Origin of the sequence: Hydrogenophaga palleronii NBRC 102513 (assembly GCF_001571225.1) — a bacterium.
Lineage (GTDB): Bacteria > Pseudomonadota > Gammaproteobacteria > Burkholderiales > Burkholderiaceae_C > Hydrogenophaga > Hydrogenophaga palleronii.
Genome location: NZ_BCTJ01000032.1, coordinates 13,813 through 35,169 on the forward strand (window position 1 = coordinate 13,813; position 21,357 = coordinate 35,169).

Consider the following 21,357-nt stretch of genomic DNA (forward strand, 5'->3'; position numbering starts at 1 on the left):
CCATGCACAGTGTGGGTACAACTTCTTATAGCCAGCCGGATTCGGAGTGCGCCCACATGCTCCCGGGCCGGCAAAAAAACGTACAAACGTACTGGAGACATAGCATGAGATTCATCCAACGCCGCACCTTGCTGGCCCTGGGTGCCGTGGCCGCCGCCTCGCTGGCTGGCAACGCACTGGCCCAGCAGACCGTCACCCTGCGCCTGCACCAGATGCTGCCGCCGCAGGCCACCATCCCGGCGCGTGCGCTGGTGCCCTGGGCGCAGAAGGTCGAAGCCGAATCGGGTGGCCGCATCAAGGTGCAGCTGTTCCATGCCATGTCGCTCGGTGGCTCGCCACCGCAGCTGTTCGACCAGGCCCGTGACGGCGTGGTGGACCTGACCTGGACCGTGCTGGGCTACACGCCGGGCCGCTTCAACAGGTCAGAGGTGTTTGAGCTGCCGTTCATGAGCGGCTCGGCCGAAGAATCGTCGCGCGCCTTCCAGGAGTACGTGGAGAAGTTCGCCGCCGACGAGTTCAAGGACGTCAAGGTGATCGCGGTCCACACCCACGGCCCCGGGCTGTTCCACACCAAGTCCCCGGTGACCGGGCTGGAGAGCCTGCGTGGCATGAAGGTGCGCGGCGGCTCGCGCGTCATCAACAACATGCTGACCAAACTGGGCGCCACGCCGGTCGGCATGCCGGTGCCGGCGGTGACCGATGCGCTGTCCAAGGGCACCATCGAAGGCACCACCATTCCGTGGGAAGTGACCCCCTCGCTGAAGGTGACCGAGATGGTGAAGAACCACACCACCTTCGCCGGCAAGCAGGGCCTGTACACGCAGACCTTTGCTTTCACGATGAACCGGGCGTCTTACGACAAGCTGCCGGCCGACCTGAAGAAGGTGATCGACGCCAACTCCGGCATCGAGACCGCCGCGATGTTCGGCCGTGCCATGGACGACGGCGACAAGGCCGGCCGCGAGATCGCCGAGAAGGCGAAGAACAACATCGTGGCACTGGACCTCGCAGAGACGCAACGCTGGCGCCGCACCGCCGCCGCGGTGGAGACCGACTGGATCAACGAAATGAAGGGCAAGAACATCGACGGCGCCAAGCTGCTGTCCGAAGCCAGGGCCCTGATCGCGAAGTACCAGCGATAATCCCGCACCCGCCGCCGAGGCTTCCAGCCCGGCGGCTTGTAAGCCGTGAAACCCGATTCGCTGCCACCAGGCCCGGTGGCGTGGATGGGTTGTTTTTTTAAGGTGACAAGTTGAAATTGCTGTCTTTACTGGCCAGGTTCTGCGCCATCCTGGCCGGCGTGCTGCTCACGGTGATCACGATCATCACCTGCATCAGCCTCTTCGGCCGCAACACCATCGGCGTCACGCTGGTGGGTGACTACGAGCTCACTGCCGTCACCGCCGGGGCTGCCATTGCGCTGTTCATGCCGTGGTGCCAGCTCAAGCGCGAGAACATCATCGTCGACTTCTTCACCGCCAAGGTGTCGGGTCCCGGCATCGCCTTGCTGGACCGTTTTGGTTCCTTGCTGCTGGGCATCGTGATGGCCCTGCTGGCTTGGCGCACCGCCGTCGGTGGCCTGAGTGCCTACAACTCGCAAACCACCACCATGATGCTGGGCTTCCCCGAGTGGATCACCTACTGCTTCATGGTGCCGCCGTTTTTGCTGACCGCTTTGATCGCCCTGTACCAGGTGTTCTTTGGCAATTTTTCGGAGCAGGGTGAATGACTTCCTTGACGTTGGCGGGGTTGATCTTCGCAATCATGTTGGTGCTGATGGCGATCCGTGTGCCGATCGCGATCGCGATGTTCGCGGCCGGCTGTTTCGGCTACATCTACCAGGTGGGTCTGCCACCGTTCTTCAACAACCTCAACGGGGTGGCGTTCGCGCGTTTCGCCAGTTATGACCTGTCGGTGATCCCGCTGTTCATCCTGATGGGCAACTTCGCCACCCAGGGCGGCATCTCCAAGGCGTTGTTCCAGTTTGCAGCCGTGGTCATGGGCCGCTTCAAGGGCGGCCTGGCGATGGCCGCAGTGCTGGCCAGCGCGGGCTTCGGCGCCATCTGCGGCTCGTCCGTGGCCACCGCCGCCACCATCACCTCGGTGGCCTTGCCCGAGATGCGCCGCCACGGTTACTCCGGTCGTCTGTCCACCGGCACATTGGCTGCCGGCGGCACGCTGGGCATCCTGATCCCGCCGTCGGTGCCGCTGGTGATCTACGCCATCCTGACCGAGCAGAACATCGCCAAGCTGTTCGCCGCGGCCATGATCCCCGGCATCATCGCTGCGCTCGGCTACATGATTGCCATCGCGATCTATGTGCGCCTGGTGCCCGGCCACGCGCCCGAGCACAACGACAACGAGCAGAAGCTCACGATGCAGGCCCTGATGGGCGTGGCGCCGATCGCGATCGTGTTCCTGATCGTCTTCGGTGGCATTTATGGCGGCCTGTTCACGCCCACCGAAGGTGCCGGTGTGGGCGCGGGAGCCACCTTCATCGCTGCCTTGTTCAAGCGCGAACTGACCTGGGCCAAGGTCAAGCAGTGCTTCTATTCGACCGCCGCGGCCAGCGCCATGATCTTCATGATCTTCATCGGCGCCGACCTGATGAACTCCGCCCTGGCGCTCACGCAGGTGCCGACGCAGCTGGCCTCGGTGATCCAGGGCTGGGATGTGGCGCCGTTGATGGTGGTGGGCGGCATCCTGCTGTTCTACGTGGTGCTGGGTGCGGTGATGGACGAGCTGTCCATGATCCTGCTGACCATCCCGATCTTCTTCCCGGTCGTGATGGGCCTGGACTGGGGCATGCCGTCCGAATCCGTGGCGATCTGGTTCGGCATCATGGTGCTGATGACGGTGGGCTTCGGCCTGTTGGCACCTCCTGTCGGACTGAACGTTTACGTGGTCAATGGTCTGGCCAAAACCGTACCGATCGGCGAGAGCTACCGCGGCGTGCTGCCTTTCCTGGCCAGCGACGTGGTGCGCACTTTGCTGTTGTTGTTCTTCCCGCCAATCTCCTTGTGGTTGGTTCAATTTGTGGGGTAAATAAATACATGTCCGTTCGTTTCCTGAATCGCCGTAGCGTCGTTGCCGCTTCCCTGGCCGCCGCCGCACTGGGCCTGAGCCTGCCGGCCCAGGCGCAAGCCAGCTTCCCGTCCAAGGCCTTGCGCGTGGTCGTGCCGTTTGCGGCTGGCGGCGTGGCCGACCTGACCGCCCGTGTGGTGGCGCAGCGCCTGGCCGAGCTGCTCGGGCAGCCGGTGGTGATCGACAACCGCCCTGGTGCCGGTGGCGTGGTGGCCGCCGACGCGGTGGCCCGTGCCGAGCCCGATGGCCACACCATGTTCCTGATGTCCAACGGCACGGCCGTGACCGCCGGCCTGTTCAAGAGCCTGCCGTTCGACACCATCAAGGACTTCACGCCGGTGTCCACGCTGGGTTATTTCGACATCGTGGTGGTGGTGCCGGCGAACTCGCCCTACAAGAACCTGCGCGACCTGGTGGCCTTCGCCAAGGCCAACCCGGGCAAGCTCAATGTGGGCAGCATCAACATCGGCAGCACGCAGAACCTGGCGGCCGAGCTGTTCAAGAGCACCGCCGGCATCGAAGCCCAGGTGGTGCCGTTCAACGGCACGCCGGCCCTGGTGGGCGCGATCCGCGGCCAGCAGGTGGACGTGGCGGTGGAAATCCTGTCGCCACTGCTGACGCAGATCCAGGGCGGTGCGATCCGTGCCCTGGCGGTGACAGGTGAAAAACGCTCCATCGTGCTGCCCGAGGTGCCGACCGCTCAAGAAGCCGGCGTGAAGGACTTCATTGCTTCCTCCTGGAACGGCCTTGCCGTGCCTTCGAAGACGCCGCGCCCGGTGGTTGACCGCCTGCACCGCGACATCGCCACTGCCCTGGCCGACCCGGTCGTGCGCGAGAAGCTGCGCGCGCTGAGCATCGACGCGCGCTCCAGCACGCCCGAGCAGACCGCCGCGCTGCTGGCATCGGACATCCGTCGCTGGAGCGCGGTGATCGACCGCGCCGGCATTCCGAAGCAGTAAAGCTCCACTCCCGCCGCGCTGCGCGCGACCCCCTCGAGGGGGCGTGCCTGGCGGCCCGGCGGGGCCGGTTCCGCGGGCACTCTGGAGAAGGCCTCTCGCGCCGGACGCCGTTCCAATTCTTGCTGCGGACTTCTCTTGCTCGACATCCTCTCCATCACCGGCCCGATCTACCTCTGCATCGCGCTGGGTTATGCCTGTGTGCGTTTCGGGGTGTTCACCGGTGCCGACATGCGGGTGCTCGGGCGCTTCGTGATCCAGATCGCGCTGCCGGCCCTGTTGTTCAACGCACTGGCCTCGCGACCGCTCGGTGAGTTGCTGCAGCCGGCCTACCTGCTGGCCTTCGGTGTGGGTTCGATGGCCGTGCTGCTGCTCGGCCTGTGGCAGGCGCACCGTCTGCAGCGGCGTGGCCTGACCGAGAGTGCCTACATCGCGATGGGCATGACCTGCAGCAACAGCGCCTACATCGGTTACCCGGTGCTGCTGCTGACCATCGGCCCGCTGGCCGGCGTGGCGCTGGCCATGAACCTGCTGGTGGAGAACCTGCTCAAGCTGCCGCTGCTGATGACGCTGGCCGACATCGGGGCGTCCGGCACGGCGCGGACGACCTGGCGGGCCGCGCTGCGCCAGACCCTGCAGCGCCTGGTGCGCAACCCGATGATCGCTGCCATCGTGCTCGGCTTTGCGGTGGCGCTGCTGAAATGGCCGCTGCCTCCGGTGCTCTCGCGCACCATCCATTTGTTCGGCGCTGCCAGCGGCGGGCTGGCGCTGTTCATCATCGGTGGCACACTGGTCGGCCTGCAGGTGCGCGGCCTGCGCCGCCGCGTGAGCGAAATCACCATCGGCAAACTGGTGCTGCACCCGCTGGCGGTGTGGGCTGCCATCGTGTTGTTGCCGCTGGCCGGCCTGCCTGCGCTCAGCGGCGATCTGCGGCTGGCCGCGGTGCTGTCGGCCGCCATTCCCACCTTCGGCGTCTATCCGCTGATCGCGCAGCGGCATGGCCACGAAGGCTTCAGCGCTGCCGCCTTGCTGGCCACCACCGCCGCGTCCTTCGTCACGCTCAGCGCCGTGCTCTGGTTGTTGCAGGGTTGACGGCGGCGGCCAACGGTGGGGCCGCCGCGAAGGGCGTTACTCCACCAGCTGACGGATCAGATCGAGGGTGGTCTGCTGCGTCAGCGTGGCCGGACGCTGTGAGCTGACCGCCAGGCACAGCCGGGTGCGCAGCGGCGGGTTGCTGACCGGCCGCGTTCGGTAGGCCGAGGGCCGGATCGAGCTCGACACCGCGTTGCGCGAGAGCAGGGCGGCGCCGGCACCGTCGGCCACCAGGTCGAGGATGGCCGAGACACCGTCAATCTCCAGCACCACGTTGGGCCGGCAGCCGATGCTGGCCATTTCGGTCTCCACGTGCATGCGGATCGCGTTGGGCCGGCTGGGAATGATGAGCGGCAGCGCCGCCACCTCGCGCAGCGGAATCGCCGGCGGCGGCGGATCTTCCGGCAGGCCCGGCGGGCGCGGCTGCACCAGCACCAGCTCTTCGTCGGGCAGCGGGAGGATCTCCAGCTCGGGCGAGGGCTGCGCGTTGTAGAGCACCGCGATGTCCAGTCGGCCGGTGACCAGCGCTTCGTGCATCGACATCGACAGGCCTTCGCTGATCGACAGGCTGGCCTGCGGCAACTGCTGGCGGAAAGCGCGCGTGAGTGGCACCGTGAGCACCCGCGCCAGGCTGGGCGGCAGGCCGATGGCGACACGCCCGGCCAGCGCACCACGCACACGGCCGAGTTCTTCGCGCGCCCGCTCCACCTGGTGCAGGATGCCGCGGCCGTGCGCCAGCAGCAGCTTGCCGGCTTCGGTCGGCGTGGCGCCGCGGCCGTTACGCACCAGCAGGCTTTGCCGCAGCTCCACTTCGAGCAGGCGCACCTGGCGCGAGAGGGCGGGTTGTGCCACGCCGAGGGCCATGGCGGCGCGCGTGAAACTGCCGAGTTCGGCGACACGCACGAAGTATTCGAGTTGTTTCAGGTCCATGGGGGCGGCGGATGAAGGATGTGCCCCATTCTAGTTATGTGAATTCGTTCTAGCTGATAGCCGAGTCCACCACTTTTCTTGAGAGCAGGTGCGGGCGACAATGCCAAATCGTTCACAAATACAACCATGAGCACAGAGACAATCCCCACCCTCAAAGGCATTTCTTCCATGGCGACGCGCCAGGTGCTGGCCGAACTCGGCGCTGCGTTCGAGCAGCGCGCGGCCTGTGCGGTGGCGATCGAGGCGGTGGGGGGCGTGGACGCGGCCAAACGCGTGGCCGCTGGCGAGGCCTTCGACGTGGTCATCCTGGCCTCGGACGCGATCGACAAGCTGATCGCCGCCGGCCACCTGCAAGCCGGCAGCCGTGTGGACCTGGTGCGCTCCGAGGTGGCCATCGCTGTGCAAGCCGGCGCCGCCGTGCCCGATGTGGGTTCCGAAGAAGCGCTGCAGCGCGCCGTGCTGGCCGCGCGCAGCATCAGCTATTCCACCGGCCCCAGCGGCGTGGCGCTGGCGGCGCTGTTCGAGCGCTGGGGCATTGCCGAGCAGGTGCGTGCGCGCACCGTGCAGGCGCCACCCGGTGTGCCGGTGGGCACGCTGGTGGCGCGGGGCGAGGTCGAGCTCGGCTTCCAGCAGCTCAGCGAGCTGATCCACGTTGACGGCATCACGCTGGTGGGTGGCATGCCGGCCGGCGTGCAGATCACCACCACCTTCTCCGCCGGCCTGCCAGTGGGGCTGGCGCAGCAACCGGAGCAGGCCGCGCGCGTGCGTGACCTGCTGCAATTCATGACATCGCCCGATGCCGAGGCGGCCAAGCGCCGCCAGGGCATGGAGCCCGCCTGACGCCGGTGCAACGACCGCACCACACCCCATCCACAAAAACCGAGGAGCACAAGCACATGAGTCTCATCATCGACTGCCACGGCCACTACACCACCGCCCCGAAGGCGCTGGAGGCCTGGCGCAACCAGCAGATCGCCGGCATCAAGGACCCGGCGGCCATGCCCAAAGTGGCCGACCTGAAGATCAGCGACGACGAGCTGCGCGAGTCCATCGAGACCAACCAGCTCAAGCTGATGAAGGAACGCGGCAGCGACATCACGCTGTTCAGCCCGCGCGCGAGCTTCATGGCGCACCACATCGGCGACTTCAACGTCTCCAGCACCTGGGCCGCCATCTGCAACGAACTCTGCTTCCGCGTGAGCGAGCTGTTCCCGGACCACTTCGTGCCCGTGGCCATGCTGCCACAGTCGCCCGGTGTGGACCCGGCCACTTGCATCCCCGAGCTGGAGAAGTGCGTCAAGGAATACGGCGCGGTCGGCATCAACCTGAACCCCGATCCCTCGGGCGGCCACTGGACCAGCCCGCCGCTGACCGACAAGCACTGGTACCCCATCTACGAAAAGATGGCCGAGTACGACCTGCCGGCCATGATCCACGTGAGCACCAGCTGCAACGCCTGCTTCCACACCACCGGCGCGCACTACCTCAACGCCGACACCACGGCCTTCATGCAGCTCATTCAGGGTGACCTGTTCAAGGATTTCCCGACGCTGAAGTTCCTGATTCCGCACGGCGGCGGCGCGGTGCCATACCACTGGGGCCGTTTCCGTGGCCTGGCGCAGGAAATGAAGAAGCCGCTGCTCGACACGCACCTGATGAACAACGTGTTCTTCGACACCTGCGTGTACCACCAGCCGGGCATCGACCTGCTCAACACCGTGATCCCGGTGAAGAACGTGCTGTTCGCCAGCGAGATGATCGGCGCGGTGCGCGGCATCGACCCGACCACCGGCAACTACTACGACGACACCAAGCGCTACATCGAAGCGTCGAAGATCCTGAGTGCGGACGACAAGCACCAGATCTACGAAGGCAACGTGCGCCGCGTGTTCCCGCGCCTGGATGCGCGCTTGAAGGCGAAGGGCCTCTGAACGGGCCCACCCCCGCCGCGCTCCGCGCGACCCCCTGAAAGGGGCGGCACCAGCGGCCCGGCAAAGCCGGTTCCGCGGTGCCTCTGGATGAAAACACCGCACACTCACTGTGCCTGTGAACTGAGGAGAAAAAGATGTACGAACTAGGCGTTGTTTACCGCAACATCCACCGCGCCGACCGCGCTGCCGCCGACGGCCTGGCCGCGCTGGGCTCGGCCACGGTGCACGAAGCCATGGGCCGCGTGGGCCTGCTCAAGCCCTACATGCGCCCGATCTATGCGGGCCAGCAGGTCAGCGGCACCGCCGTCACCGTGCTGCTGCAGCCGGGCGACAACTGGATGATGCACGTGGCGGCAGAGCAGATCCAGCCGGGTGACATCGTGGTGGCTACCGTCACCGCCGAGTGCACCGACGGTTACTTCGGCGACCTGCTCGCCACCTCGTTCCAGGCGCGTGGCGCCCGTGCCCTGATCATCGACGCCGGCGTGCGCGACGTGAAGGAACTGCAGAAGATGGGCTTCCCGGTGTGGAGCAAGGCCATCAGCAGCAAGGGCACCATCAAGGCCACGCTGGGCTCGGTGAACATCCCCATCGTCTGCGCCGGCATGCTGGTGACGCCGGGTGACGTGATCGTGGCCGACGACGATGGCGTGGTCTGCGTGCCCGCCGCGCGCGCCGCCGCCACGCTGGAAGCCGCGCAGAAGCGTGAGAGCTTCGAGGGCGAAAAACGCGCCAAGCTCGCCAGCGGCGTGCTGGGGCTGGACATGTACAAGATGCGCGAGCCGCTGGCCGCCGCGGGCCTGAAATACATCGACTGAACAGGGCCTCAGCCCTGCCGCGCTTTTTCGCGCAACCCCTCAAGGGGCAACACCAGCGGCCCGGCACAGCCGGTTCCGCGGTGTTTCCTGACAGAGTCACTTCATGCAGAAAGATTTGCAAATGACAAAACCAACGTCTGGCGATTTCACCAAGACCGCGGGCTGGATGGACTGGTACGAAGGCCCGAGCAAGCCCCGTTTCCAGTTGCCCGCCGGCGCCGTGGACGCACACTGCCACGTGTTCGGCCCCGGTGCCGAGTTCCCCTACGCGCCCGAGCGCAAGTACACGCCTTGCGACGCGAGCAAGCAGCAGCTGTACGCACTGCGTGACCACCTGGGCTTCTCGCGCAACGTGGTGGTGCAGGCCACCTGCCACGGTGCGGACAACCGCGCCATGGTCGATGCCTGCCTCTCCAGCGGCGGCAAGGCGCGTGGCGTGGCCACCGTCAAGCGCAGCATCAGCGATGAAGAACTGCAGCAACTGCACGCCGCTGGCGTGCGTGGCGTGCGCTTCAACTTCGTCAAGCGCCTGGTGGACTTCACGCCCAAGGACGAGCTGATGGAGATCGCCGCGCGCATCCAGAAACTGGGCTGGCACGTGGTCATCTACTTCGAAGCGGTGGACCTGCCCGAGCTGTGGGACTTCTTCACCGCGCTGCCCACCACCGTGGTGGTGGACCACATGGGCCGCCCCGACGTGAGCAAGCCCATCGACGGCCCCGAGTTCGAGCTGTTCCTCAAGTTCATGCGCCAGCACCCCAACGTGTGGAGCAAGGTGAGCTGCCCCGAGCGCCTGAGCGTCACCGGCCCCAAGGCCCTGAATGGCGAGCAGGCGGCCTACCAGGACGTGGTGCCGTTCGCACGCAAGGTGGTCGAGGAGTTCCCCGACCGCGTGCTGTGGGGCACCGACTGGCCGCACCCGAATTTGAAGGACCACATGCCCGACGACGGCCTGCTGGTGGACTTCATTCCGCAGATCGCGCCAACCGCCGAAGCACAGCACAAGCTGCTGGTCGCGAACCCCATGAAGCTTTACTGGCCCGAGGAGGTCTGATCCCATGGCACTCGAAAAACCCTACCTGGACGTGCCTGGCACTACCATCTTCGACGCCGAGCAGAGCCGCAAGGGCTACTGGCTCAACCAGTTCTGCATGAGCCTGATGAAGGCCGAGAACCGCGAACGTTTCAAGAAAGACGAACGCGCCTACCTCGACGAATGGGCCATGACGGAAGAACAGAAGCAGGCCGTGCTCGCGCGCGACCTCAACTGGTGCATCCGCCTCGGCGGCAACATCTACTTCCTCGCCAAGATCGGCGCCACCGACGGCAAGAGCTTCCAGCAGATGGCGGGCTCGATGACCGGCATGACCGAAGACGAGTACCGCAACATGATGGTCGGCGGTGGCCGCTCGGCCGATGGCAACCGCGTCGTCGGTGAAGACGGCGACGCACAGACGCACCGCCAACCGCAAGGGAAACACTGAACATGGCACGCATCACCGCATCCGTCTACACCTCGCACGTTCCGGCCATTGGCGCCGCGCTCGACCACGGCAAGACCGAGGAGGCCTACTGGCAACCGGTGTTCCAGGGCTACGAGTTCGGCAAACAGTGGATGAAGGACAACAAGCCCGACGTGATCTTCCTGGTCTACAACGACCACGCGACCGCGTTCAGCCTGGACATCATTCCCACCTTCGCCATCGGCACCGCCGCCGTGTACCAGCCGGCCGACGAAGGCTGGGGCCCGCGCCCGGTCCCCAAGGTGGTGGGCCATCCCGATCTGGCAGGCCACATTGCGCAGTCCGTGATCCAACAGGACTTTGACCTCACCATCGTCAACAAGATGGACGTGGACCACGGCCTGACCGTGCCGCTGTCGCTGATGTGCGGCCAGCAGGACCCGGCCCAGGGTGCCTGGCCTTGCCCGGTGATTCCGTTCGCCGTCAACGTGGTGCAGTACCCGGTGCCCAGCGGCCGGCGCTGCTACAACCTCGGCAAGGCGATTGCCAAGGCGGTGGCGAGCTACGACGAAGACATCAACGTGCACATCTGGGGCACGGGCGGCATGAGCCACCAGTTGCAGGGGCCGCGTGCGGGCCTGATCAACAAGGACTTCGACAACGCCTTCCTCGACAAGCTCATCAACGACCCCGAAGCCGCGGCCGACATCTCGCACATCGACTACGTGCGCGAAGCGGGCAGCGAAGGCATCGAACTCGTGATGTGGCTGATCGCGCGCGGCGCGATGGCCGACGCGGCCGGTGGGCCCGCGCCCAAGGCGGTGAACCGCTTCTACCATGTGCCCGCGAGCAACACCGCAGTGGGCCACCTCATTCTGGAGAACACCTGACATGACCAAAACCATCAAAGTCGCCCTCGCGGGCGCGGGCGCCTTCGGTATCAAGCACCTGGACGGCATCAAGAACATCGACGGTGTCGAGGTGATCTCGCTGATCGGCCGTGAGCTGGACAAGACGAAGGAAGTGGCCGCCAAGTACGGCATCGGCCACGTCACCACCGAGCTGTCCGAATCGCTCGCGCTGAAGGAACTCGACGCCGTCATCCTCTGCACCCCGACGCAGATGCACGCCGAGCAGACGCTCGCCTGCCTGCAAGCCGGCAAGCACGTGCAGGTGGAGATTCCGCTGTCCGACAACCTCGCCGGTGCGCAGGCGGTGGTCGACCTGCAGAAGAAGACGGGCCTGGTTGCCATGTGCGGCCACACGCGCCGCTTCAACCCCAGCCACCAGTACGTGCACAACGAGATCACGGCGGGCAAGTTCAACATCCAGCAGATGGATGTGCAGACCTATTTCTTCCGCCGCACCAACACCAACGCGCTGGGCCAGGCGCGCAGCTGGACCGACCACCTGCTGTGGCACCACGCCGCGCACACCGTGGACCTGTTCGCCTACCAGGCCAACAGCCCCATCGTGCAGGCCAACGCGGTGCAAGGCCCGATCCATCCCACGCTGGGCATCGCCATGGACATGAGCATCCAGCTCAAGGCCGCCAACGGCGCCATCTGCACGCTCTCGCTCTCGTTCAACAACGACGGCCCGCTCGGCACCTTCTTCCGCTACATCGGTGACACCGCGACCTATCTCGCGCGTTACGACGACCTGTTCAACGGCAAGGACGAACAGATCGACGTGTCCCACGTGGCCGTGAGCATGAACGGCATCGAGCTGCAGGACCGCGAGTTCTTCGCCGCCATCCGCGAAGGCCGTGAGCCCAACTCCAGCGTGGCCAAGGTGTTCGCCTGCTACCAGGTGCTGCACCAGCTCGAACAGCAACTCAACGGCTGAAGCCGCCAGCCCTTCGCGAGGGGCTGACGCGCCCACCCCGCCGACTAGAATCAGCCGGCACATGGGGTGGGCGTTTTCCATGGCGAGGCCGGCGGCCCGTTTCCCACCCACTTACCCACACACCCACGCACTGGGAGCTTCATCGATGCAACAACGCCAACTCGGTTCCTTCAGCGTCTCGGCCATCGGCCTGGGCTGCATGAACATCTGCCATGCCTATGGGGCACCGGTGTCCCGGGAGCAGGCCGAGCGAGTGCTGCTCACCGCGCTCGACCGCGGCGTGACGCACTTCGACACCGCCGCGCTGTATGGCTTTGGCGTCAGCGAGACGCTGGTGGGCGAGGTGTTGGGCAAGCACCGCAACCAGTTCACGCTCGCCAGCAAGTGCGGCATGCAGGGCGTGGACGTGGGCGGTGACGGCAAGCTGGTGCGCGTGATCGATGGCCGCCCGGCCACCCTGCGCGCCACCTGCGAGGCCGCGCTCAAGCGCCTCAAGACCGACGTGATCGACCTCTACTACCTGCACCGCTGGGACAAGCAGGTGCCGATTGAAGACAGCGTGGGCGCGCTCAGCGACCTGGTGCGCGCGGGCAAGATCCAGAGCATCGGCCTGAGCGAAGTGTCGGCCGACACGCTGCGCAAGGCGCATGCGGTGCACCCGATTGCCGCGCTGCAGACCGAGTACTCGCTGTGGTCGCGCAACGCCGAAATCGCGGTGCTGAAAGCCTGCCGCGAACTGGGCGTGTCCTTCGTCGCCTTCAGCCCGGTGGCGCGTGGTTTCCTGTGTGGCGAGATCGATATCGGCGCCTTCGACGCCAAGGACATCCGCCGCGCCATGCCGCGTTTCACACCCGAGAACTACGCCGCCAACCTCAAGCTGCTGGCGCCGTTCCAGGCCATCGCGCGCGAGGTGGGTTGCACACCGGCGCAGCTCGCCATTGCCTGGCTGCTGCACCAGGGCCAGGACATCCTGCCCATTCCCGGCACCGCCAACCCGGCCCACGTGCGCGACAACGTGGGTGCGGCCGATGTGCGCCTGGACGCGGCCACGCTGGGCCAGCTCGATGCGCTGATCAACCAGCGCACGGTGAGCGGCAACCGCTACAACGAGCAGGCGAACCGCGAAGTCGACACCGAAGCGTATTGACGCTCCCCCCGCCGCGCTGCGCGCGACCCCCTAGGGGGCGCTCTCTGGGGCCGGCGGAGCCGGATTCTCGAGAGCCCTGGATCAGGCCCTTCGCTCCGGAGCGGCGAGGCAGAAAGCGACTGATGGGCGGCGTGGGAGGTGCCATCCAGGACACACAAGGATCCGGCTTTGCCAGTCCGAGGGTGCGCCTCCTTGAGGGGGCCGCGCGCAGCGCGGCGGGGGTGGACCGAAATCTACTGAAACAAAACGAGACGTCGGCGAGACGACGCGGGGCAAGGTGCCCGGCACCATGACGGTCATGTTCAACAGTCCCTTTGAAAGGACACCGTCATGAAACACTGGATCAAGCGTTCCCTCATGGCCTTCACCGGCGCGTCCATCGCCGTGGGTGGTCTGGCCGCCTGCGGCACGCGGCACCACGACCGTGCGCCCATGAGCGCCGAGAAGATCGCCGAAGTGCGCGGCAAGGTGGTCAACCGCATCACCAGCAAGCTCGACCTGAATGCTGAGCAGCAGCAGAAACTCAACCTGCTGGCCGACAAGGTGCAGGCCCAGCGCACCGCCCTCATGGGGCAGACAACCGACCCGCGCGGCGACGTGCGGGCCCTGGTGGCGGGCGAGAAGTTCGACCGCGCCCGCGCCCTGAGCCTGCTCGACGAAAAGACCCGCGTGGTGCAGGTGAGCACGCCCGAGGTGATCAACGCCTTTGCCGATTTCTACGACAGCCTGAACCCCACGCAACAGGCCGAACTGCGCGAGCGCCTGCAGAAGCGCCGCGGCTGGTGGTCGCGCGGCTGAGCGGGGTGGGCCGCATGTCGCCCGCCTTGCGCACGCTTGCGCACCCGTGGCGTGAGCATGGGCCGGCGCTGCTGGCCGGGGTGCCCGACCCGCACGACGAACTGCTGGCCCTGGTCTGGGGCCCGCGCTTCGACCGCCAGCACGCGCTCGGCCTGTGGGCCCGGCTGTCGCGCCGCCAGCCGCACGCGGCGGTGCTCACGCTGCCCGCCATCCTCTCGGCCGCCGACCGCTTCGACGGCCTCGACCGCCCCAGCCAGCAACGGCTGCGCCGCCTCATCGTGCGCCACCGCGCGCTGAGCAGCGCCGCCTGAGCGTGGCCTGATCCACAATGCCGCATGCACCGCGTTCTGCTGATTGACGACGACGAACAGCTGGGTCCGCCGCTGGCGACCTACTTCCAGCGCTTCGAGCTGGCGCTCAGCCACGCGTTGCGCCCCAGCGAGGGCCTGGCGCGCCTGCGTGCCGAGGCGTTCGACGCAGCCATCCTCGACGTGATGCTGCCCGAGACGGACGGCTTCGAGCTGTGCCGCACCATCCGGCAGGAGAGCGACATCCCCATCGTCATGCTGACCGCGCGCGGCGATGTGATGGACCGTGTGGTCGGCCTTGAACTGGGCGCCGACGCCTACCTGCCCAAACCGTTCGAGCCGCGTGAGCTGGTGGCCCACATCCAGACCGTGCTGCGCCGGCGCCACGGTGGCAATGGGCGGCCCGTATCGGCGGCTGCCGCGATGGCGCCCGACGTGCTGGCCTTCGAGGGCCTCACCGTGGACCCGACGCGCCGCAGCGTGTTGCGCCTGGGCGAGCCGGTGGAACTCACCAGCACCGAGTTTGACCTGCTGCACCTGCTGGCGCGCGACAGCGGCCGGGTGTTCAGCCGCGACGACATCCTCAACCAGCTGCGTGGCCACGACGCCGACCTGTACACGCGCGCGGTCGACATCGTGGTGAGCCGCCTGCGCAAGAAGCTGGAGCCGCTGGACTGCATCAAGACGCTGCGCAATGCGGGTTATTCGCTGGCCCTGCGTAAGCTCGTGCCATGAGCACAGGCACGAGTGAAGGCAAGCGTGCACCGGTGAGCGCGCCCACCCCGCCGCGCCCACCCTGGTACCGCCGGGCCGTGCAGAAACTGCGCTGCTCGCTCAAGCTGCGCCTGGTGATGGTGTTCCTGCTGCTGGCGATGGCGATGTCGTTCACCTTCATCAGCGGCGCACAGAAGGCGTTCTCGGTGGGCTGGCGCGAGGCCGCTCGGCCGCTGCTGCAGGACTACGTGACCCGGCTCGCCACCGAGGTCGCGCCGGCGGGCACGCCCAGCGTCGAGCGCGCCCAGGCCCTGGTGCAGCGCCTGCCGCTCACCATCGACATCACCGGTCCGCAGACCCAGTGGCGCTCGCACCCCGAGCAGGCCCACGCATACTGGCGGCGCGACCGTTCCCGCGCGCTGCACACCGATGCCGACGACGCCGGGTGGGGCGATGAGCAGGACTGGCAGGCGCTGCTGGTGCGCAAGACCGCCGATGGCCACCGCATCGAGTTCGGCGTCGATGAAGCCGTGTTCGACCGGCGGCCCAGACTCATCGGCTACACCCTCGTGGCCTTGCTCGTCCTCACGCTGCTGGCCTTCCTGTACGTGCGCCGCCTGCTGCGCCCGCTCGACGACATCCGCCAGGGCGCCCAGCGCTTCGGCGCGGGCGAGTTCCAGCAGCCCATTGCCGTCCGCCACCCCGAGGGGCCCGACGAACTGGGCGAGCTCGCCGCCACCATCAACACCATGGGTCAGGACATCCAGCAGATGCTCGAAGCCCAGCGCGCCTTGCTGCTGGCCATCAGCCACGAGCTGCGCAGCCCGCTCACACGCGCGCGCCTGAACGTCGAGCTGCTGCCCGAGTCAAACGAGGTGCAACCGCAGCGCGAGGCCTTGCTGCGCGACCTGAGCGAAATGGCCCGCCTCATCAGCGACCTGCTGGAAAGCGAGCGCCTGGCCGGGCGCCACCAGGCACTGCAGCGCGAACCCACCGACCCGGCGGCGCTGGCGCGCGAGGTGCTGGACGAACTGGCCGTCACGCAGGCCGCGGCGCGCGGCATCGTGCTGCACGCCGAGTCCGGCCTGCCCACGCTGGCGCTGGACCGCATCCGCGTGCGCCTGCTGCTGCGCAACCTGCTGGACAACGCGCTGCGCCACAGCGCCGGCGCGCCACAACCGGTGGCACTCCACCTGCGCGCGCTGCCGACAGGGCAGGGCATCGAGCTGGAAGTGCGCGACCACGGCGCGGGCGTGCCCGAGGAGCAGCTGCCACAACTCGGCCAGGCCTTCTTCCGCCCCGACAGCGCACGCACACGCAGCGCCGGCGGCGTCGGCCTGGGCCTGTACCTGTGCCGGCTGGTGGCGCAGGCGCACGGCGGCACGTTCGTGGTGCGCAATGCGCGGCCTGGCTTGTCGGTGACAGTGACCCTGCGCGACGGCTGACGCTGCCTGCGCCGCGTCATGAAAAAAGGGAGCCGATGGCTCCCTTTTTTGTTGTCGTCGACGGCCGCTTACAGCGTGTCGATGAAGCTGCGCAGCTTGTCCGAGCGGCTCGGGTGCTTGAGCTTGCGCACCGCCTTGCTTTCGATCTGGCGGATGCGTTCGCGCGTCACGTCGAACTGCTTGCCCACTTCTTCCAGCGTGTGGTCGGTGGACATCTCGATGCCGAAGCGCATGCGCAGCACCTTGGCTTCGCGCGGCGTCAGGCTGTCGAGGATTTCCTTCACCACTTCGCGCAGGCCGGCCTGCATCGCGGCCTCGATTGGCGCGGTGTTGGCCTGGTCTTCGATGAAGTCGCCCAGGTGCGAATCGTCGTCGTCGCCGATCGGCGTTTCCATGGAGATCGGCTCTTTCGCGATCTTCATGATCTTGCGGATCTTGTCTTCCGGCATCTCCATCTTTTCGGCCAGGATGGACGCATCGGGTTCAAAGCCGAACTCCTGCAAATGCTGGCGACTGATGCGGTTCATCTTGTTGATGGTTTCGATCATGTGCACCGGGATGCGGATGGTGCGCGCCTGGTCGGCGATCGAACGCGTGATGGCCTGGCGGATCCACCACGTGGCGTACGTGGAGAACTTGTAGCCGCGGCGGTATTCGAACTTGTCCACCGCCTTCATCAGGCCGATGTTGCCTTCCTGGATCAGGTCGAGGAACTGCAGGCCGCGGTTGGTGTATTTCTTCGCGATGGAGATCACCAGGCGCAAGTTGGCCTCGATCATTTCCTTCTTCGCGTCGCGCGAGGTGGACTCGCCCTGGTTCATCCGCTTGTGGATGTCCTTCAGGTGCGCCAGCGGCACGACCACGCTGCTCTGGATGTTGATCAGGCCTTGCTGCAGTTCCTGCACCGGCGGGATGTTGCGCTCGAGCACCACGCTCCAGGGCTTGCCGGCGGCGGCCTGCTTCTCGACCCACTTGAGGTTGAGCAGGTTGGGCGGGAAATCCTTGATGAAGGTTTCTTGCGGCATGCCGCACTTGTCCACGATGATGCGGCGCAGCTCGCGCTCTTTCTTGCGCACGTCGTCAACCTGGGTGCGCATGGTGCCGCACAGCTTCTCGATCGCCTTGGCGGTGAAGCGGATCGACATCAGCGTGTCGGTGATGGCAACCTGGGTCTTCAGGTAGGTGGGCGTGCCGTAGCCTTCCTTGTCGTAGGTCTTGTGCAGCTTCTCGAACAGGCCACGCATGGTGTCGAAGCGGGCGAGGGCTTCGCGCTTGAGTTCTTCGAGCTTGCGGGTCAGCGCCTTGGAGCCGCCCTTGCCGTCGTCGTCGTCGGCTTCGTCGTAATCGTCGAAGTCTTCTTCGGCCACGTAGTCGTCGGCCGCATCGGCGTCGGCGAAACCGTCCACCACGGTGGAGATCACGACCTTGCCTTCGCGAATTTCCTCGGCCATGGCCAGGATGTCGGCGATGGTGGCGGGGCTTTCGCTGATGGCGGCCATCATGTCGTTCAGGCCGCCTTCGATGCGCTTGGCGATTTCGATTTCGCCTTCGCGCGTGAGCAGCTCCACCGTGCCCATTTCACGCATGTACATGCGCACCGGGTCGGTGGTGCGGCCGAACTCGCTGTCCACGGTGGACAGGGCGGCTTCGGCTTCTTCTTCGGCTTCTTCTTCGGTCGCGGCGGTCGGGCCGGTGTTGTTCAGCAGCAGGGTTTCGGCGTCGGGCGTCTGTTCGTAGACGGCCACACCCATGTCGTTGAGCAGCGAGACCACCACTTCCAGCGTTTCGGCCTCGACCAGCTTGTCGGGCAAGTGGTCGTTGATTTCGCCGTGCGTGAGGTAGCCGCGCGTCTTGCCCAGCTTGATCAGGGTCTTCAGGCGTTCGCGGCGGTTGCGCGCTTCTTCTTCGGACAGGACGGTTTCGTCCAGGCCGAATTCCTTCATCAGCGCGCGCTCTTTCGCCTTGCTGATCTTCATGCGCAGCGGTTTGACCTTCTCCGCAGGCGCGGCGGCGGTGTCAACCACTTCGGCCTCGCCTTCGTCACCGGTCAGGTCGTCTTCGATGTCGCTCAGGTCTGCGTCGTCCAGGTCGGCGCCGCCCTTGGCATCGGCCTTGGGCTTGCGGCCACGTTTGGCGGCGGGCTTGCCGGACGCATCGGTCTTGGCGGGACGGCCGGCCTTCTTCTTGGCCGGTGCACCTTCTTCGAGCAATTCGGTGTCGGCCGCGTCGGGCTTGGCCTTGGCGGCGGTCTTCTTGGCGGGCGCGGCCTTGGCGGCGGCTTTGGCAGGAGTCTTCAGGGTCACAGCAGGGGCTTTCTTCGGGGGCGAAGCCGGGGCGGCGGCCGCGCGCGGGCTGGCCTTCTTGGCGGTGGCTTTGGTGCTGGACACGACGGGCGTACTGGATTTCTTCGCGGGCATGAGGACCTCAAAAAAATGTCGAACTGGAACCGGCAGAACACACAAAAACCGCCTGAAAGGCCGCGCGACGCGGACCACCCCGGTGATTTTGTTGGGCACAACGCCTGCCTTTCGCCGGAAAGGGCAGGCCTGCAAGCTGTAGGGCGAACATTTGGTGTGCAGTCCTTGCGGGGTTCCGTCAGGACCTGGGGTGGGTCGCTGAGGTGGCCAGGAAGGTGTTCCATCTAGCCCCGTACAGGGGCCGGGCCGATGCCGGAGGTGCTGCTGTCGCGCTTGCGGTGCAAAGCCGTGGATTATACCGCCGGCCCGGTGTTTGTGTCAGGCGGCCGGGCTGGCGATCAGGGCCTGGAGCTGGTCGAGCACGCGCTTGTAGGCCTCCATGGCGCCGGCTTCGCCGCGGGCCACCCGTTCGGCGAGTTCCCGGGCCTGGGCTTCCAGGTGGTCGCGCCGCAGGCGGTGCATCACGTCCAGCAGTTCGGCGCGCTCGGCCGCCTGGTCGGTGGCCAGCATGGTGACCTGTTCAACCTGGACACAGGCAAACGCCTCGTGCTCGTGGCCGCGCAAGGCCTCGCGCATGGCGGCCCAGGGCTGGTGGCCGTGTTCGTGCAGTTGCGCTTCGAGCCAGCCGAACAGCGGGCCGTGCGGCGCCGGCAGGTGGGCCAGCAGGGCGTGGTCGTCGGCCGACAGGGTGTCCCAGGCTTCGGGGTTGGCCAACAGCAGACCGGTGGCGCGGTCGGCCCGGCTGCCGCCGGCGCGGCGCGTGCCCAGCATGCGTGGCGGCGGTGGCGGGTTCTTGCGCCACTTGCCACCCTTGCCACCGAAGCTCTTTCCGCCGTACTTGCTGCCGCCGCCACCGCCACCGCCACCGCTTGCGCCGTAGCCGCCGCTGTGGTTGTCGTAGCCTGCGCTGAAGTCGGCGGGCTCGTCGTAGGAGGCCGGCGCACTGCCACCACCGTCGTAGCCGCCATCGCGCGGGGCCGAGGGCGGCGGTGCATGGCCGGCGGCGCGCGGTGCGCGGTGGCCGCCACCGCTTTGTTGCCAGAGCTGCAGCAGGTCGGCGCTGCCGATGCCGATGCCGGTGGACAGCTCGCCGATGAGCTGGCGCTTGAGCGCGCCGTCGGGCAGGGCGCTCCAGAGTGGGCGTGCCTGGCTCGCCATGCGCGCGCGGCCTTCGGCGGTGCTCAGGTCGCAGTCGGCGCTGGCGGCTTCGATCAGGAAGCGCGACAGCGGCACGGCCTCTTTCACGCACTGGGCGAAGGCGGCCTCGCCGTGGGCGCGCACGTAGCTGTCGGGGTCGTGTTCGGCCGGCAGGAACAGGAACTTCACGCTGCGCGTGTCGCTGGCCAGGGGCAGGGCGGCGTCGAGCGCCTTGCGCGCGGCGCGCCGCCCGGCACCGTCGCCGTCGAAGCTGAACACCACCGAGTCGGTAAACCGGAACAGCTTCTGCACGTGGTCGGGCGTGCAGGCCGTGCCGAGCGTGGCCACGGCGTTGCCAAAGCCCAGCTGGGCGAGCGCCACCACGTCCATGTAGCCCTCGGTGACCAGCGCATAACCCGCGACGCGGATGGCGGTGCGCGCCTCGAACAGGCCGTAGAGCTCGCGGCCCTTGCTGAACACCGGGGTCTCGGGCGAGTTGAGGTACTTGGGTTCGCCCTTGTCGAGCACGCGTCCGCCAAAGCCGATGCACTCGCCCTTGACGTTGCGGATCGGGAACATGATGCGATCGCGGAAGCGGTCGTAGCGCTTGGCCTGGCCGTCCGCGCCCTTTTCGTCCTCGTGTTCGATCACCATGCCGGACTCGACCAGCAAGGGCTCCTGGTAGTCGGGGAAGACGCCGGCCAGGTGCCGCCAGCCTTCGGGCGCATAACCCAGGCCGAAGGTCTTGGCGATCTGGCCCGACAGGCCGCGGCCCTTTAGGTAACCGACCGCGCGCGACGCCCCCTTGAGTTCCTTCTGGTAGGCGAGCGCGGCTTTTTCGAGCACGCTGGTCAGCGTGGCCTGCTTCTGGCGCTGCTGCGCGGCGCGCTCGCGGTCTTGCGGCGAGGCGTCGTCTTCGGGCATCTGCATGCCGGTCTGCTGGGCCAGGTCTTTCACGGCCTCGATGAAGCTCATGCCGGCGTGGTCCATCAGGAAACCGATGGCGTTGCCGTTGGCCCCGCAGCCGAAGCAGTGATAGAACTGCTTGGTCGGGCTGACGCTGAACGACGGCGATTTTTCGCCATGGAAGGGGCACAGGCCCATCAGGTTGGCGCCGCCCTTCTTGAGCTGCACGTAGCGGCCAACCACGTCGACCACGTCGACACGGTTGAGCAATTCCTGAATGAAGGTCTGGGGGATGGCCATGGGGAGGGCGTTAGCTTAACTCCCCCCTGCACAGCTTTGCGGCTTCCCCTCTCTGCGTGCTTT

At 66.8% G+C, this 21,357-nt stretch carries 20 protein-coding genes; 17 read left to right on the forward strand and 3 right to left on the reverse strand.

Features of this window, described 5'->3' with window-relative positions; translation table 11 throughout:
- Positions 1-104 precede the first annotated feature (104 nt).
- The 5 genes from HPA01S_RS18010 to HPA01S_RS18030 all read left to right on the forward strand — a co-directional run bounded on the left by HPA01S_RS18010 (position 105) and on the right by HPA01S_RS18030 (position 5,132).
- Positions 105-1,142, forward strand: a complete 1,038-nt coding sequence (locus tag HPA01S_RS18010) for a TRAP transporter substrate-binding protein (protein ID WP_066272159.1) — start codon at positions 105-107, stop codon at positions 1,140-1,142.
- Between the two features lie 110 nt (positions 1,143-1,252).
- Positions 1,253-1,729, forward strand: coding sequence for a TRAP transporter small permease (locus tag HPA01S_RS18015; protein WP_066272160.1), 477 nt, complete (start codon positions 1,253-1,255; stop codon positions 1,727-1,729).
- Positions 1,726-3,045, forward strand: coding sequence for a TRAP transporter large permease (locus tag HPA01S_RS18020; RefSeq protein WP_066272161.1), 1,320 nt, complete (start codon positions 1,726-1,728; stop codon positions 3,043-3,045). Before HPA01S_RS18015 ends, HPA01S_RS18020 begins: the two co-directional genes overlap by 4 nt.
- Before the next feature lie 8 nt (positions 3,046-3,053).
- Positions 3,054-4,043: a tripartite tricarboxylate transporter substrate binding protein gene (locus HPA01S_RS18025; RefSeq protein ID WP_066272162.1), complete on the forward strand. Its 990-nt coding sequence runs from the start codon at positions 3,054-3,056 to the stop codon at positions 4,041-4,043.
- A 135-nt stretch (positions 4,044-4,178) separates the two neighbouring features.
- Positions 4,179-5,132 carry an AEC family transporter gene (locus HPA01S_RS18030; RefSeq protein ID WP_066272163.1) on the forward strand — a complete coding sequence of 318 codons (954 nt, stop codon included), beginning with the start codon at positions 4,179-4,181 and terminating at the stop codon, positions 5,130-5,132.
- A gap of 36 nt (positions 5,133-5,168) precedes the next feature.
- Here the strand turns inward: HPA01S_RS18030 and HPA01S_RS18035 are convergent, their stop codons facing one another.
- Complete coding sequence (locus HPA01S_RS18035) at positions 5,169-6,062, reverse strand: LysR substrate-binding domain-containing protein (protein WP_066272164.1); 894 nt, start codon at positions 6,060-6,062, stop codon at positions 5,169-5,171.
- Positions 6,063-6,188: 126 nt separating this feature from the next.
- On the opposite strand from HPA01S_RS18035, the gene HPA01S_RS18040 reads away from it, so the two are divergent.
- The 12 genes from HPA01S_RS18040 to HPA01S_RS18095 all read left to right on the forward strand — a co-directional run bounded on the left by HPA01S_RS18040 (position 6,189) and on the right by HPA01S_RS18095 (position 16,534).
- A complete protein-coding gene (locus tag HPA01S_RS18040) occupies positions 6,189-6,902 on the forward strand; it encodes a substrate-binding domain-containing protein (protein ID WP_245638698.1) in 714 nt (237 codons plus the stop codon).
- Positions 6,903-6,958: 56 nt separating this feature from the next.
- Positions 6,959-7,993, forward strand: a complete 1,035-nt coding sequence (locus HPA01S_RS18045) for an amidohydrolase family protein (RefSeq protein ID WP_066272166.1) — start codon at positions 6,959-6,961, stop codon at positions 7,991-7,993.
- Between the two features lie 134 nt (positions 7,994-8,127).
- A complete protein-coding gene (gene ligK / locus HPA01S_RS18050; protein WP_066272167.1) occupies positions 8,128-8,811 on the forward strand; it encodes a 4-carboxy-4-hydroxy-2-oxoadipate aldolase/oxaloacetate decarboxylase in 684 nt (227 codons plus the stop codon).
- A 121-nt stretch (positions 8,812-8,932) separates the two neighbouring features.
- Positions 8,933-9,865, forward strand: a complete 933-nt coding sequence (locus tag HPA01S_RS18055; RefSeq protein WP_066272168.1) for an amidohydrolase family protein — start codon at positions 8,933-8,935, stop codon at positions 9,863-9,865.
- Positions 9,866-9,869: 4 nt separating this feature from the next.
- The gene (gene ligA, locus HPA01S_RS18060) at positions 9,870-10,295 is read left to right on the forward strand and encodes a protocatechuate 4,5-dioxygenase subunit alpha (protein ID WP_066272169.1); all 426 of its coding nucleotides are present in this window, start codon (positions 9,870-9,872) and stop codon (positions 10,293-10,295) included.
- Between the two features lie 2 nt (positions 10,296-10,297).
- Positions 10,298-11,164: a class III extradiol dioxygenase subunit beta gene (locus tag HPA01S_RS18065; RefSeq protein WP_066272170.1), complete on the forward strand. Its 867-nt coding sequence runs from the start codon at positions 10,298-10,300 to the stop codon at positions 11,162-11,164.
- A gap of 1 nt (position 11,165) precedes the next feature.
- Positions 11,166-12,122: a Gfo/Idh/MocA family oxidoreductase gene (locus HPA01S_RS18070; RefSeq protein WP_066272171.1), complete on the forward strand. Its 957-nt coding sequence runs from the start codon at positions 11,166-11,168 to the stop codon at positions 12,120-12,122.
- 145 nt (positions 12,123-12,267) lie between these two features.
- Positions 12,268-13,269 (forward strand): aldo/keto reductase, encoded by a 1,002-nt coding sequence (locus HPA01S_RS18075; RefSeq protein ID WP_066272172.1) that lies wholly within the window; start codon positions 12,268-12,270, stop codon positions 13,267-13,269.
- Between the two features lie 330 nt (positions 13,270-13,599).
- The gene (locus HPA01S_RS18080) at positions 13,600-14,067 is read left to right on the forward strand and encodes a Spy/CpxP family protein refolding chaperone (RefSeq protein ID WP_066272173.1); all 468 of its coding nucleotides are present in this window, start codon (positions 13,600-13,602) and stop codon (positions 14,065-14,067) included.
- A 14-nt stretch (positions 14,068-14,081) separates the two neighbouring features.
- Positions 14,082-14,378: a hypothetical protein gene (locus HPA01S_RS18085; protein WP_066272183.1), complete on the forward strand. Its 297-nt coding sequence runs from the start codon at positions 14,082-14,084 to the stop codon at positions 14,376-14,378.
- A gap of 24 nt (positions 14,379-14,402) precedes the next feature.
- Complete coding sequence (locus HPA01S_RS18090) at positions 14,403-15,110, forward strand: response regulator transcription factor (RefSeq protein ID WP_066272174.1); 708 nt, start codon at positions 14,403-14,405, stop codon at positions 15,108-15,110.
- The gene (locus tag HPA01S_RS18095; protein WP_084360801.1) at positions 15,107-16,534 is read left to right on the forward strand and encodes a sensor histidine kinase; all 1,428 of its coding nucleotides are present in this window, start codon (positions 15,107-15,109) and stop codon (positions 16,532-16,534) included. The genes HPA01S_RS18090 and HPA01S_RS18095 overlap by 4 nt, the downstream gene beginning before the upstream one ends.
- Positions 16,535-16,602: 68 nt before the next feature.
- On the opposite strand, the gene rpoD is transcribed toward HPA01S_RS18095, so the two are convergent.
- Positions 16,603-18,951 carry an RNA polymerase sigma factor RpoD gene (gene rpoD, locus HPA01S_RS18100; RefSeq protein WP_066272175.1) on the reverse strand — a complete coding sequence of 783 codons (2,349 nt, stop codon included), beginning with the start codon at positions 18,949-18,951 and terminating at the stop codon, positions 16,603-16,605.
- Positions 18,952-19,269: 318 nt separating this feature from the next.
- A complete protein-coding gene (gene dnaG, locus HPA01S_RS18105; protein ID WP_066272176.1) occupies positions 19,270-21,294 on the reverse strand; it encodes a DNA primase in 2,025 nt (674 codons plus the stop codon).
- Positions 21,295-21,357 lie beyond the last annotated feature (63 nt).